9 protein-coding genes are annotated in these 14,010 nt (G+C 71.2%); all 9 read right to left on the bottom strand.

Translation table 11 applies throughout. The annotated features are described in order from the left end of the window. Window positions 1-169: 169 nt before the first annotated feature. Window positions 170-1,153, bottom strand: coding sequence for an SCO3242 family prenyltransferase (locus RFN52_RS33535; protein WP_184854125.1), 984 nt, complete (start codon window positions 1,151-1,153; stop codon window positions 170-172). 278 nt (window positions 1,154-1,431) lie between these two features. After that, window positions 1,432-2,655 (bottom strand): inositol-3-phosphate synthase, encoded by a 1,224-nt coding sequence (locus RFN52_RS33530; RefSeq protein ID WP_311241114.1) that lies wholly within the window; start codon window positions 2,653-2,655, stop codon window positions 1,432-1,434. A gap of 84 nt (window positions 2,656-2,739) precedes the next feature. Beyond that, window positions 2,740-6,462 (bottom strand): ThuA domain-containing protein, encoded by a 3,723-nt coding sequence (locus tag RFN52_RS33525; protein WP_184851966.1) that lies wholly within the window; start codon window positions 6,460-6,462, stop codon window positions 2,740-2,742. 264 nt (window positions 6,463-6,726) lie between these two features. Then, the gene (locus tag RFN52_RS33520; RefSeq protein ID WP_184851964.1) at window positions 6,727-7,725 is read right to left on the bottom strand and encodes a sugar phosphate isomerase/epimerase family protein; all 999 of its coding nucleotides are present in this window, start codon (window positions 7,723-7,725) and stop codon (window positions 6,727-6,729) included. Window positions 7,726-7,740: 15 nt separating this feature from the next. Continuing rightward, window positions 7,741-8,952 (bottom strand): Gfo/Idh/MocA family protein, encoded by a 1,212-nt coding sequence (locus RFN52_RS33515; protein ID WP_184851962.1) that lies wholly within the window; start codon window positions 8,950-8,952, stop codon window positions 7,741-7,743. A gap of 55 nt (window positions 8,953-9,007) precedes the next feature. Continuing rightward, a complete protein-coding gene (locus RFN52_RS33510; protein WP_184851960.1) occupies window positions 9,008-10,054 on the bottom strand; it encodes a substrate-binding domain-containing protein in 1,047 nt (348 codons plus the stop codon). Window positions 10,055-10,103: 49 nt separating this feature from the next. Beyond that, on the bottom strand, window positions 10,104-11,123 hold the full coding sequence (locus RFN52_RS33505) for an ABC transporter permease (protein ID WP_184851957.1): 1,020 nt from the start codon (window positions 11,121-11,123) through the stop codon (window positions 10,104-10,106). After that, window positions 11,120-12,637 carry a sugar ABC transporter ATP-binding protein gene (locus RFN52_RS33500; protein ID WP_184851955.1) on the bottom strand — a complete coding sequence of 506 codons (1,518 nt, stop codon included), beginning with the start codon at window positions 12,635-12,637 and terminating at the stop codon, window positions 11,120-11,122. The genes RFN52_RS33505 and RFN52_RS33500 overlap by 4 nt, the downstream gene beginning before the upstream one ends. 106 nt (window positions 12,638-12,743) lie before the next feature. Further along, window positions 12,744-13,925, bottom strand: a complete 1,182-nt coding sequence (locus RFN52_RS33495; RefSeq protein WP_107453847.1) for an ROK family transcriptional regulator — start codon at window positions 13,923-13,925, stop codon at window positions 12,744-12,746. Window positions 13,926-14,010: the final 85 nt, after the last annotated feature.

Genomic DNA, 14,010 nt, shown 5'->3' with positions numbered 1-14,010 from the left:
CGCGCAGTTCCCCGCGCCCCTTGAGGCCGGTGGGCCGAGGCGGGCGAGGCAGCGGCCCGGGCGGTGGGGTCGGATGAGGCAGAGCCCTGAGTGGGGCTGGTGGGTGAGACAGCCCGAGTTGTGTGTGAGGCCCTGGCCTCGCTGGTCTCCGAGGTCCGGGCTTCGGGGCTCATGTGACGCTCACCTTCTTCGCGAACCTCGCTCCGAGTGGGGCCAGAGCCGCAATGAGGAGGGAGGTGGCCGTGCCCCGGGAGCGGGCCGCCAGGGTGGCCTGGAGGGGGATGGTTGCGCGGATTCCGGCGCCGACAGCGCGTTGGGTGAGAGGAGGTGAGGGATTCAGGGCAGCGTGGAAGTAGGGGCGGGCGGCCGTCGCCGCGTAGGCGGCTCCGAGGGCGGTGGTGAACAGCGCCACGGAGTCCTGCCCGGGGTGCAGGGCCGGCCAACGGGGACCCGTCAGCCGGTGGGCGGTCCCAGTCTCCGGTCGGCGGCCTCTCATCGGCGGGGCGGAGCGACGCGTCATCTGTCGGGTCAGCAGAGCCGTTGTCGCCAGCGCCGCCAGGGGGGCCAGCGGTGAGCCTCCCCGGGCCTCCTGGCGGGAGACCGTGGTGACGGCCAGGGTGTGGGTGCCGAGGAGGCCCGCGGAGGGCAGGGCGGCGCGGGCATGGCCTGTCGTGGCCGCGGCTCCCAGGAGCAGGTCGAGGCCGCGGGCCGCGCCCATGGCCACGGGCCCGGCGGGTGTGTGCTTCAGGCCGAGGTCGTACGCCCAGACGGTTGCCGCCAGGGGCGCGGCGACGGCCAGGGCCGGGCGGCCCGCGCTCGCTGCCAGGGCCAGTCCGGCGCCGGTGAGGGCGCAGGCCGCCGTGAGTGCGGCGGCGGGCCGGACGCGGCCGGAGGGCAGGGGGCGGTGCGGGCGTTCGACGGCGTCGATGTCGCGGTCCGCCCAGTCGTTGAGGGCCATGCCGGCTTCGTAGAGGCAGAGGGAGGAACCGATGGCGAGCAAGGTGCGGGAGCCGGGTGCCGAACCGGTGGCGGCCGCGCCGGCCAGGGCGTCCCCCGGGACGCTGAACAGGGCCGGCAGACGCAGGAGTTCGGCCCAGGCGCGGCGACGCCGTGAGCGGCCTGCGCATGCGCAGGGCGCCGTGCCGTCGGTGATGCGACCGTCGGTGCCACTGGCGACCCCATTGTCGGCACCACCGGCGACACCACCGTGGGCACCACCGGCGACACCACCGTGGGCACCACCGACAACGCCACCGTGGGCACCACCGGCGGCACCACCGGCAACGCCACCGTCGGCACCACCGGCAACGCCACCGTCGGCACCACCATCGACACCACTGGCAACGCCTCCACAGGCATCGCTGGTGATGCCTCCACGGGCGTCGCCCCCGGACGCGCCGTCGCGGCATCCGCAGGAGTTCCGGCGCAGGGTCACAGCACTCCCCCCGTCTCCCTCTCCCCCGTTTCCCTCTTCCTCGTCTCCCTCTCCCCGGTGTCCCTCACCGACCGCGCGCCACGGCCGCCCTCTCCACCGGCCCGCCCGAGCCTCTGCCCGAAGCGGACCAGTTCCTCGTACTGCTCGGACAACCCCGCGGGACCCTCCCCGACCGGGTCCTTGAAGTAGAAGCCGAGCGCGCCGAGGGGACCGGACAGTCCTGCCTCGTGGGCGCGGGCGGTCAGGCGGGCCAGGTCCAGCACCAGGGGTGCCGCGAGGGCCGAGTCGCAGCCCTGCCAGGTGGTCTGGAGGATCATGCGGGTGCCGAGGAAGCCGTCGAAGGCGATGTGGTCCCAGGCGGTCTTCCAGTCGCCGAGGGCCGGGACGTCGTCGATGTGGACCTCGCCCTCGGGGACGGTGCCGAGGGTGTCGGCGAGGACGCGTTCCTTGCCCGCGTTCTTCGCCGCCGCGGCGGCCGGGTCGGCGAGGGCCGCGCCGTCTCCGCCGCCGAGCAGGTTGGTGCCGGACCAGGCCCGGACCCTCAGCGCCCGCTGGGCGAACATCGGGCCCAACACGGCTCGCAGCAGCGTCTGCCCGGTCTTGCCGTCCCGGCCGGCGTACGGCAGGCCGCTGTGCCCGGCCTCGCGGGCGGCGACGGGGTGGTGCATGCCCTCGGAGGGGGTGAAGTTGATGTAGGGGCAGCCCGCGCGCAGGGCGGCCAGGGCGTAGAGGGCGCTGGCCGGGAGTGGGGCGCCGGGCCCCTGGGAGGCGGGTTCGGTGGAGGCGACGTTCACGACCACGGCGCGTTCCAGGGCGTGGCGGCGCACGAAGTCGCGTAGGTCGTCGGCGAAGGCCGTGATCAGTTCGGCCTCGCTCCTGGTGTCCCCCGGTGTGGGGCCGCCGGGTCTGATCTCCCGGTCGGCGATGGCCAGTTCGGCCGAGACGGCGGTGGCGACGCCCGGGGGGAGGACGCCGCCGGCGGTGAGGGTCTCGGCGCGTTTGGGCAGGGGGCAGTCGAGGGTGTCGTGACCGCCGAAGACGAGGTCGGACAGGGCGGGAAGGCCGCTGTCGGTGAACGCCGGTGTCTCGGTGACCATGCCGGTGGGCGGGTGCAGTCCCGCGGTGACGGCGGCGCACCCCGTGACGACGGTGGTGGCGACGGAGCCTCTGGCTCCGATCAGCCACACCCCCACACGCGGTCGGGAGAGGGACGCGGACATGGGCAGCCTCCTGATCGTGCGCGAGCCCCGGGGGGAGGGACGGAGACGGCGGGCGGGGGTCCGGCGTCCCCCGCCCGCCGCCGTTCACTGGCCCTGGACGGGCAGTTCCTTGAGCTGGATGTTGCGGAAGGAGACATGGTCGGCGGCGCCGTGGTTCTGCAGGCCGATGTAGCCGTCGGTCAGGCTCCGCTGGGGGTCCTTGTTGGTGAAGTCGTTGATCTTGACTCCGTTGAGGAACACCTGGAGGCGTTCGCCCTGGACCTTGATCTCGTAGGAGTTCCACTGGCCGGGCGGCCGCAGAACCTGGTCACGGGCCTTGATGTTGGCCGATTTGAAGGAGTAGACGGAGCCCGTGGTGCGGTCGGCTGCGTCGGTGGCGTCGATCTGGATCTCGTAGCCCTTGTTCACCGCGGACCAGGGGTCGTCGGAGGCGGGGAAGCCCACGAAGATCCCGGAGTTGTCGTCGCCCCGCATCTTCCAGTCGAGCTTGAGCGAGTACGACGTGAGTTCCTTGGCCTGGTACCAGAGCAGACCCATGCCGCCCTCGGACTCCATGACGCCGTCCTTGACGACGAACGTGCCGGGGCCGGCCTGCTTCCAGCCGTCCAGGGTCTGGCCGTTGAAGATCTTGCGGTAGTCCTTGCCCGGCTTGCAGTCCGCCTTCACCTGGCCGGTGGCGTACTGGAGGCCGCCGAGCAGGTGGGCGCGGAAGGCTTCTTCGGCGTAGGACTCCTTGGTGTGGCCGCCGCCGGTGTAGAAGGAGCGGCCGCCGCCGTAGCTCTGGCACCAGGCGATCGGGTGATCGCCCTTCATGGTGCCGCCCTGGTAGGTGGTCTCGTCCAGGGTGGCGAGGACCTTGGCCTTCTCCCGCGGGTTGGTGCGGTAGTTGTACCACTCGTCGGTGCGCTCCCAGGCGTCGTCGAGGTGCCCGGTGGACGGGTGGTCGTGGTCCTCGACGCGGACGGTGGCCTTCTGGATGGCCGGGTGCGAGTCGAAGTAGGCGCCGACGAGGCCGCCGTAGAACTCCCAGTCGTACTCGGTGTCGGCGGCGGCGTGGATGCCCATGTAGCCGCCACCGCCCGCCACGTAGTTCTCGAACGCCTTCTGCTGTTCGGCGTTGAGGACGTCGCCCGTGGTGGACAGGAAGGCGACGGCGTCGTACTTGGCGAGGTTGGCCGTGGTGAACTGCCTGGCCTCCTCGGTGGCGTCGACCGTGATGCCGGCCGGGCCGCCGAGTTCCTTGAGCGCGGCGATGCCGGCCGGGATGGAGTCGTGCCGGAAGCCGGCGGTCTTGGAGAAGACCAGGACCTTCTTGCCGCCCTTGAAGGGCTCCTTGGAGAACTCGAAGTCGTCCACGTCGAACAGCGCGCCCTCACCGCCCTTGAAGACCAGGTAGATGTCCGTGGTCTTCTTCGGCAGCGACCGCAGGGGCACGTCGACGTTCTGGAACGTCTCCCAGCCGCCGGTCGGCGGAATGTAGGCCGAGCCGTGCAGCGGTCCGTCGGGGGAGCCGGTGCGCAGCTCGACGAAGCCGCCCGCGCCGCCGGAGGAGGCCCGCACGGTCATCTTCTTCTGACCGTCGAACCGGTAGGGGGTGAAGGAGATCCAGTCGCCGTCGTTGATGTCGCCGACGGTCTTGCCGCCGTTGGCGCCGGTCTTGGTGATGACCGACACGCCCGACTGGGTGGTGAAGTGCTCGCCCTGGCGGTGCAGCGGCTGGAGGACGGTGCGGGCGGTGCCGGTCAGGGGCTCCTGGCCGTTCGCCCCGCCGTCGGTGTAGCCGGCGCCGACGACGCCGTAGATGTTGGCGTTGGGGTCGTGGCCGCCGTCACCGGGGGGCGGCGTCAGGGTGCCCTCGCAGCCCATCTCGCTGGTCAGTTCGTGGGCGTGGGAGTCGTGGCCGAGGCTGTAGGTGACCTTGACCTTGGAGCAGTCGACGGTCTCCTCGGGGTCGGTGACGGTCACCTTGAACGGGACGGGCTTGCCGAACTCGGCCAGGGCGCCGTTGCCCGGGATGTCGATCTTCACCTTGGGCTCGGTGTTGCCGACCACGATCCGGATGCTGGCGTTGCCGGTGTTGCCCTCGGGGTCCTTGGCCGTGAAGGTCGCGCTGTAGGTGCCGACCTTCTTGTAGCGGTGGGTGGGGTTGAGACCCTCGCCCTTGGTGCCGTCGCCGAAGTCCCAGCTGTAAGTGAGGTTCGTGGAGTCGGCGTCCTTGGCGGAGGCGGTGAACTTCACCTTCAGACCGGCCGCGCCGGACGTCTTGTCGGCGTTCACCTCGGCGATCGGCGAGAAGCCGTCCTCGGCGTTCTCGATCCGGTACAGGGCGGAGTTCTCGTCGCCCTGGAACCAGGAGACGCCGTAGTCGAGGACGTAGAGCGCGCCGTCGGGGCCGAACTCCATGTCCATGATCTGGGTGCCGGTCCACGGGAAGTCGTTGATCTTCGCGACGGAGCCGTCGGCGTTCTGCTCGATGCGCTTGATCCAGCGGCGGCCGAACTCACCGGCGAAGAAGTCGCCGTCGTACGCTTCGGGGAACTTCACGCTGGAGTTCAGCCCGGGGTCGTAGCGGTAGACCGGGCCCGCCATCGGGGACTCGGAGCCGCTGCCGAACTCGGGCCGGGATCCGCCGTCGTACGGGATCCAGGCGGCCTCGGCGGGCGGCAGGTCGGTGAGGCCCGTGTTGTACGGCGAGGTGTTCTTGGGGGCTGCGCAGTCGAACGGCTGGCCGGACTCTTTGGTGGCGAAGTCGTAGTCGACGTAAGGGTCGTTGTCGCCGGTGCAGAAGGGCCAGCCGAAGTTGGCGGGCTTGGTCACCTTGGCGAACTCGACCTGCCCGCCGGGGCCGCGCTTCGGGTCGGCGGCGCCGGCGTCCGGGCCGTAGTCGCCGACGTAGACGGTGCCGGTCTTGTCGTCGACGCTCATCCGGAACGGGTTGCGGAAGCCCATCGCGTAGATCTCGGGGCGGGTCTTCTCGGTGCCCGGGGCGAAGAGGTTGCCCTCCGGGACGGTGTAGGAGCCGTCCTCGGCGACCTTGATGCGGAGGATCTTGCCGCGCAGGTCGTTGGTGTTGCCGGAGCTGCGGCGGGCGTCGAACGCCGGATTGCGGTTCGGCCGGTCGTCGATCGGCGTGTAGCCGTCGGAGGCGAAGGGGTTGGTGTCGTCGCCGGTCGAGAGGTAGAGGTTGCCGTCCGCGTCGAAGTCGATGTCGCCGCCGACGTGGCAGCAGATGCCCCGGGAGGCCGCGACGTCCAGGACCTTCTTCTCACTGGACATGTTCAGCGTGCCGTTGGCGTTGAGCACGAAGCGGGAGAGGCGGTTGACTCCGTCGAACTTCTTGAAGTCCTCGGCGGTGCCGGTCTCCGGGGCGTCGCCCGCGGGGGTGTCGAGCGGCGGGGCGTAGTAGAGGTAGACCGCCCGGTTGTTCTTGAAGTCCGGGTCGATGCCGACGCCTTGGAGGCCTTCCTCGTCGTGGCTGTAGACGGGGATCTTGCCGGCCACCTTGGTGACGCCGCCCTGGTCGGTGAGGCGCAGGGTGCCGTCGCGCGAGGTGTGCAGCACGCTGCGGTCGGGGAGCACGGCGAGCGACATCGGCTCGCCCGTCTCGGGCTCGCCCTTGGCGAGCGGCACCTGCTGGAACTGGCCCTCGGCGGCTGCCGGTTCGTCGTGCTCCGGGTGGCCGGGGTGGGCTCCGGCGACGGTGGCCGGGGTGCCCACGGCGAGGAGCAGGCCGGTGAACAGGGCGACGGTGGTGCGAAGTCCGGGCCGCCTGGGGGTGGCGGTGCTTCTGGGTCTGGTTCTGTGCACGAAGTCCCTCCGGGAACGGGGTGGGCCGTACGGGGTGGGTGCGAAGACGTGCGGTGCGGGCGCCGGGGTGCGCCGTCACCCCGGAGGTGCATGTGTCCTGAACACATCAAGGACGGTAACCGCGTCCGTCCGAGGCGAACACCCCTTGCGACGGACTCGGCCGGACTTTCTCCCAATCCGGGACAAAGCAGGATCTGTGCAGGTCGGAGGGGGGACCGGCGGTGTTGCCGGTCCCCGTCCCCCGACCTGCGCCGGGAGCGTGGTTCAGCTGTTGAACGCGGCGTCGAAGGACGCGCTGGGCGGCTCGAAGTCGAAGGCCTTGAGTCGGGTCAGCGCCTCGGGCGCCCCCTGGAGGCGGTCCATTCCGGCGTCCTCCCACTCGACGGAGACAGGACCCCGGTAGTCGATGGAGCGCAGCATCCGGAAGACGTCCTCCCACGGCACGTCACCGTGCCCGGCGGAGACGAAGTCCCAGCCGCGCCGAGGGTCGCCCCAGGGCAGGTGGGAGCCGAGCCGGCCGTTGCGTCCGTCCAGGCGCTTACGGGCCTCCTTGCAGTCGACGTGGTAGATCCGGTCGCGGAAGTCCCAGAGGAAACCGACCGGGTCGAGGTCCTGCCACACGAAATGGCTGGGGTCGAAGTTGAGACCGAAGGCGGGGCGCCGGCCGACGGCGTCGAGGGCGCGCTGCGTGGTCCAGTAGTCATAGGCGATCTCGCTCGGGTGGACCTCGTGCGCGAACCGCACGCCCTCGGCATCGAAGACGTCCAGGATCGGGTTCCAGCGGTCGGCGAAGTCCTGGTAGCCCCGCTCGATCATCGCTTCGGGGGCGGGCGGGAACATGGCGACCAGGTGCCAGATGGCGGAGCCCGTGAACCCGATGACGGTGTTCACGCCGAAGGCGGCCGCGGCCCGGGCGGTGTCCTTCATGCGTTCGGCGGCCCGCTGCCTGACCCCTTCCGGGTCCCCGTCGCCCCACACCACGTCGGGCAGGATGGCCTGGTGACGTTCGTCGATGATGGCGTCGCAGACGGCCTGGCCGGCCAGGTGGTTCGAGATCGCCCAGCACTTCAGGCCGTACTTGTCGAGCAGGGCCCGGCGACCGTCGAGGTACCCCGGGTCGGAAAGTGCCTTGTCGACTTCGAAGTGGTCCCCCCAGCAGGCGAGTTCGAGACCGTCGTAGCCGAAGTCGCGGGCCAGGCGGCAGACCTCCTCCAGGGGCAGGTCCGCCCACTGGCCGGTGAAGAGCGTGAAAGTGCGCGGCATCGAAAACGTGCCTCCTCAGACCGCGATCGGTGTGTAGACGGAGTTCTTCTCGGCGCTCTCCTCCACCGCCGCGAGCACGCGCTGCACCTGCAGCCCGTCGGCGAAGGAGGGTTCGGGGCGGCGGCCCTCGGCGATGGCGTGGACGAGGTCGCGTGCCTGGTGGACGAAGGTGTGCTCGTAGCCGAGGCCGTGGCCCGGCGGCCACCAGGCGTCCAGGTAGGGGTGGTCGGGTTCGGTGACGAGGATGCGGCGGAAGCCGGCCTCGGCGCCGGGCTCGGTGGCGTCGTGGAAGGACAGCTCGTTGAGCCGCTCCAGATCGAAGGCGAGCGAGCCGCGCTCGCCGTTGAGTTCGATGCGCAGGGCGTTCTTGCGGCCGGTGGCGTAGCGGGTGGCCTCGAAGGAGGCGAGGGCGCCGGAGGGGAAGCGGGCCGTGAACAGGGCGGCGTCGTCGACGGTGACCTGGCCGGTGCCGGCGGACGTGACGGCGGACAGCCCGCTCGTCGCGCCGGTGGGCAGGGGCCGTTCCCGCACGAAGGTCTCCGTCAGCGCGGAGACGCCCGCCAGCGGCTCCCCCACCAGGTACTGCGCGAGGTCGACGATGTGCGCGCCCAGGTCGCCGAGCGATCCCGAGCCCGCCTGCTCCCTGCGCAGTCGCCAGGTCAGCGGGAACTGCGGGTCGACCAGCCAGTCCTGGAGATACGTCACGCGCACGTGCCGCAGCCTGCCCAGGCGGCCCTCGGCGACCATGCGGCGGGCCTGGGCGGTCGCGGGCACCCGGCGGTAGTTGAAGCCGACCATCGCCATCTGGCCGCGGGCGTGCGCCTCCTCGGCCGCCCGCACCATGGAGGCGGCTTCCTCGACGGTGTTGGCCAGCGGCTTCTCGCACAGCACGTGCTTGCCGGCGGCCAGGGCGGCCAGGGCGATCTCGGCGTGGCTGTCGCCGGGGGTGCAGATGTCGACGAGGTCGACGTCGTCGCGCTCGACGAGGGCCCGCCAGTCGGTCTCGGTGGAGGCCCAGCCGTGCCGGGATGCCGCCACGCGGACGGCGGCGTCGTCCCGGCCGCAGATCACGGCCTGCACGGGGTTCAGCGGCAGGTCGAAGACGCGGCCCGCGGTCCGCCAGCCCTGGGAGTGGGCGGCCCCCATGAAGGCGTAGCCCACCATCCCCACGCGCAGGGGTGGCTTGCCCGCCTCGGTCCCCTCCGGCTGCTCCTGCGGCTGTCCCATACGGGTGTCCTCCTCGTCCTGGTCGGGGTGGCGCACGTGGGGGGTGCGGGGCGGCTCACTTGAAGCCGGTGGACATGTACTGGTCGACGTTGGTCTTGTCGACGACGGCCGAGTAGAGCGTGAGCGACGACGGGATCTCGAACTCGGCGAGGCCCCCGATGCCCTTGCTCTGGCCGAGGGCGCGGGCGAGGTCGATCGCCGAGGCGGCCATGGTCGGCGGGTACAGCACGGTCGCCTTGAGCACGCCGTCGTCCTGCTTGATGGCCTGGAAGGCGGAGAGCGCGCCGGCCCCGCCGACCATCAGGAAGTCGTCGCGCCCGGCCTGCTCGATGGCGCGCAGTGCGCCCACGCCCTGGTCGTCGTCGTGGTTCCACAGGGCGTCGAACTTCGACTGGGCCTGGAGCAGTTGAGCCATCTTGGCCTGACCGGACTCGACGGTGAACTCGGCGGCCTGGCGGGCGACCTTCTTGATGTTGGGGTAGTTCTTCAGGGCGTCGTCGAAGCCCTGGGTGCGCTGCTTGGTGAGCTCCAGGTTGTCCAGGCCGGCCAGTTCGATGACGCGGGCGCCGGACTTGCCCTTGAGCTTCTCGCCGATGTAGTGCCCGGCGTTGAGGCCCATGCCGTAGTTGTCGCCGCCGATCCAGCAGCGGTACGCCTGCGGGGTGTTGAAGATCCGGTCGAGGTTGACGACCGGGATGCCGGCGCGCATGGCCTTCAGGCCGACCTGGGTGAGGGCCTTGCCGTCGGCGGGCAGCACGACCAGGACGTCGACCTTCTTGTTGATGAGGGTCTCGATCTGGCCGATCTGCTGGGCGGTGTCGTTGGAGCCCTCGGTGATCTCCAGGGTGACGTCGGAGTACTTCTCGGCGCGGCTCTTGGCGTTGTCGTTGATGGCGTTGAGCCAGCCGTGGTCGGCCTGGGGTCCGGCGAAGCCGATGGTGACCTGCTTGCCGGGCTTGTCGTCGGCGGCCGGCTGGTTGTTGCCCGCCGGCTCGTCCTTGGATTCGGACGGCTCGTTGCTGGTGCACCCCGTGAGCAGGGCACCGGCGGAGACGGCGGCGGCCCCGAAGAGCAGCCCTCTGCGGCTCGTGATCTCGGTCATGGCGGGGAACCTTTCCTCAGGTCGTGCCAAGCGGGGAGCGGTACGGCTGTCAGGTCGTGCTCGCGGTACGACGCTGGACCAGCACCGCGGCGACGATGATCGCGCCCTTGGCGATCTGCTGGACGTCGCTCTGCAGGTTGTTCAGGGCGAAGATGTTGGTGATCGTGGTGAAGATCAGGACGCCGAGGACCGAGCCGACGATGGTGCCCCGGCCGCCGGTGAGCAGCGTGCCGCCGATGATCGCGGCGGCGATGGCGTCGAGTTCGTAGAGGTTGCCGTTGGTGTTCTGGCCGGAGCCGGCCAGGACGATCAGCAGGAAGGCCGCGATGCCGCAGCACAGCCCGGACAGCAGGTAGAGGTAGAGCCGCTGGCGGCGGACGTCGATGCCGGCGAGCCGGGCGGCCTCCGGGTTGCCGCCGACGGCGACGGTGCGGCGTCCGAAGGTGGTGCGGTTGAGCACCAGCCAGCCGATGACCGTGACGACGGCGAACACCATGACCAGCGGCGGGATGCCGAGGACATAGGCGTCGCGCTCCCCCAGGTCCAGGACCGAGGGCACGGTGACGATCTGCGTCTTGCCGTCGGTGATCTGCAGGGCGAGGCCGCGGGCCGAGGCCAGCATGGCGAGGGTAGCGATGAAGGGCACCATCGCGCCGTAGGCGATGAGGACGCCGTTGACCAGGCCGCAGCCGACGCCGACGATCACCGCTGTGAAGAGGATGCCGGCGAAGCCGTACTCCTGGGTGGCGACGGTGGTGGCCCACACGGAGGCGAGGGCGACGATCGCGCCGACCGACAGGTCGATGCCGCCGGAGACGATGACGAAGGTCATGCCGACGGTGACGACGCCGATCACCGAGGCCTGGGTGAGGACGAGTTGCAGGTTGCGGGTGTCGAGGAACTCGTCGGGCTTGGTGACGCCGCCGATGAGGATCAGCACGGCGAGCACGCCGAGCAGGGACAGCGTGCGGACGTCGGCGCGGATCAGCAGGCCGCGCCAGGCGGGGGGCCGGGCCGGGGGCACCTTGTCGGTGCTGCTGTCCAGCGGCGGGGAGACGGGCTGCGTCATGACGCCGGGCTTCCTTCCATGACCAGGTCGAGTACGCGGTGTTCGTCGAGTTCGCGGGCGGGTGCCGTGTGGACGACACGGCCCTCGCGCAGCACCAGCACACGGTCGGCGAGGCCGAGCACCTCGGGCACCTCGCTGGAGACCAGCAGGACGGCGAGGCCCTCGTCGGCGAGCCGGCGGATGACCGCGTAGAGCTCGGCGCGGGCGCCTACGTCGACGCCGCGGGTGGGTTCGTCGAGCAGCAGCACCTTGCAGCCGCGCAGCAGCCAGCGGGCGAGGACCGCCTTCTGCTGGTTGCCGCCGGACAGGGTGCGCACGGGCGCGGACGGGTTGTCGGGCCGCAGCGACAGCTCGCGGGTCGCGGCCCGGGCGGCGCCGAGTTCGGCGCCCCGGTCGATCCAGCCGGCGCGCGAGAAGCGGGACATGGAGGAGACCGACACGTTGCGGGTGACCGACTCCAGCATCAGCAGGCCCTGCGCCTTGCGTTCCTCGGGGGCGAGCCCGAGTCCGGCCCGGACGGCGGCCCGTACGCTGCCCGGCTTCAGAGCCCTGCCGTCGACCAGTACCTCACCGGTCGTCGGTTTGCGGGCGCCGTAGACGGTTTCCAGGATCTCGGAGCGGCCCGAGCCGACGAGTCCGGCGAGGCCGACGATCTCGCCGGGCCGCACCTCCAGGTCGAAGGGCTCGAACTCCCCTTGCCGCGAGAGCTGTTGAACCTTCAGGACGGGTTCGCCGGGCGGCGGGGAGACGGGCCGGTCGGGGAAGACGTACTCGACGTTGCGGCCGGTCATCAGGGCGACGACCTCGCGGGTGGGGGTGGACTTCGCCGGGAGCCCGTTCGCGACGGCCCGTCCGTCCTTCAGCACCGTCACCCGGTCGCCGATGCGGCGGATCTCCTCCAGGCGGTGCGAGATGTAGACGACGGCGACTCCCGCTGCGGTGAGGTCGCCGACGATGCGGAAGAGGTTGTCGACCTCGTCCGGGTCGAGGGCGGCGGACGGTTCGTCCATCACGATGAGCCGTACGTCGTGGGAGAGCGCCCGGGCCATGGAGACGATCTGCTGCTGGGCCGCGGACAGCTCCCCGACCAGCCGCGCCGGGTCGATCTCCGGGTGCCCAAGTCGCTTGAGCAGGGCGGCTGTTGATGTCCTGGCCGTCTTGCCGCGCACGACGAACCCGGCGGTGGTCGGCTCATGTCCCAGGTGCACGTTCTCGGCGACCGACAGGTGCTCGACCAGGTCGAGTTCCTGGTAGATGGTGGCGATGCCGAGGCGCATGGCGGCGATCGGCGAACGCAGTGTCACCTCCTCGCCGCGCCAGCGGATGCCGCCGGTGTCGGGCTGGTGGGCGCCGGCCAGCACCTTGATGAGGGTGGACTTGCCGGCCCCGTTCTGGCCGAGCAGGCAGTGCACCTCACCGGCCTGGACGTCGAGGTCGACGCCGTCGAGGGCCCGGACTCCGGGGAACGACTTGGTGATGCCGGACATGCTGAGCAGCGGTGGTTCTGGTGCCATGAGGTCCCCTTGGCGGGCGTGCGGGCCGGTTTCAGGGCAGGGCGGAGCGAAGCGGAGCGGGCACTGCGCAGGGCGCGGTGCTGGTACGCCGTACTGGACTCAGTGCTTACGCGGGTGAGAAGAGGTGGTCGCTGATGAGCCGGGCGCCGCCGATGACTCCGGCGGTGGGGCCCAGTTCGCCCAGGACGATGGGCAGGTTGCCGGTCGCGAGCGGGAGCGACTGGCGGTAGACCTGGGTGCGGATGGCGGCGAGCAGGGTGTGTCCGAGGCCGGTCACCCCGCCGCCGATCACCACCAGGCCCGGGTTGAAGAAGCTGACCAGGCCGGCGATGACCTGGCCGGTACGGTTGCCGCCCTCGCGGATCAGGTCGAGGGCCGTGGCGTCACCGGCGGAGGCCGCGGCGGCGACGTCGACGGCGGTGAGGCCGCCGTTCGTCTCCAGCCGCGAGGCCAGTTCGGCCGAAAGCCCCTGCTGGGCGGCTTCCACGGCGTCGCGGGCCAGGGCCGCCCCGCTGAAGTGGGCCTCCAGGCAGCCCCGGTTGCCGCAGGCGCAGGGGCGCCCGTCGGGGACGGCCTGGATGTGCCCGATGTCGCCGGCGCTGCCCGTCGTACCGCGGTAGACCTCACCGCCGACGACGATGCCGCAGCCGATGCCGGTGCCGATCTTGACGCAGAGGAAGTCGGCGACGGTACGGGCGACGCCCGCGTGCTGCTCCCCCATCGCCATCAGGTTCACGTCGTTGTCGACCATGACCGGGCAGCCGAGTTCCTGGCTGAGCGCCTCCCGCACGGGGAAGCCGTCCCAGCCGGGCATGATCGGCGGTGCCACCGGGATGCCCTCGGGGAAGCGGACCGGGCCCGGGACGCCGATGCCGGCGCCGTCGAATCCTTCCGCGAGCCCGGAGGCCCTCAGTTTCGCGGCCATGGCGAGGACCTGCTCGAAGACCGCGACGGGGCCTTCGCGCACGTCCATGGGCTGGTTGAGGTGCCCGAGGGTCTCCAGTTCGGCGTTGGTGACGGCGACGTCGACCGAGGTCGCGCCGATGTCGACGCCGAGGAAGCGCAGCTCGGGGTTGAGCCGGATGTTGTGGGAACGGCGGCCACCGCGCGAGGCGGCGAGTCCGTCGGCCACGACCAGCCCCGTCTCCAGCAGCCGGTCCACCTCGACGGCCAGCTTGGACCGCGAGAGGTCGACCTGGTCGCCCAGCTGGGCACGGGAGTTGGGGCCGCCGTCGCGCAACAGCGTGAGCAGCCGGGCCTGGTGGGCGTTCGCGGGTCGTGCGGTCATCCGTCTCACGAGCCCCTCCCCGCCTCGATCGGCCTGTGCGCGCCGGTTTTCCGCCACCTCGGTGGCGTGCTTTCGGAGGGAACGT

It is taken from the genome of Streptomyces collinus, assembly GCF_031348265.1.
GTDB classification, from domain to species: domain Bacteria; phylum Actinomycetota; class Actinomycetes; order Streptomycetales; family Streptomycetaceae; genus Streptomyces; species Streptomyces collinus.
Note: the sequence above shows the minus strand (reverse complement) of the source record. Positions and strands in the feature narration are given on the sequence as shown.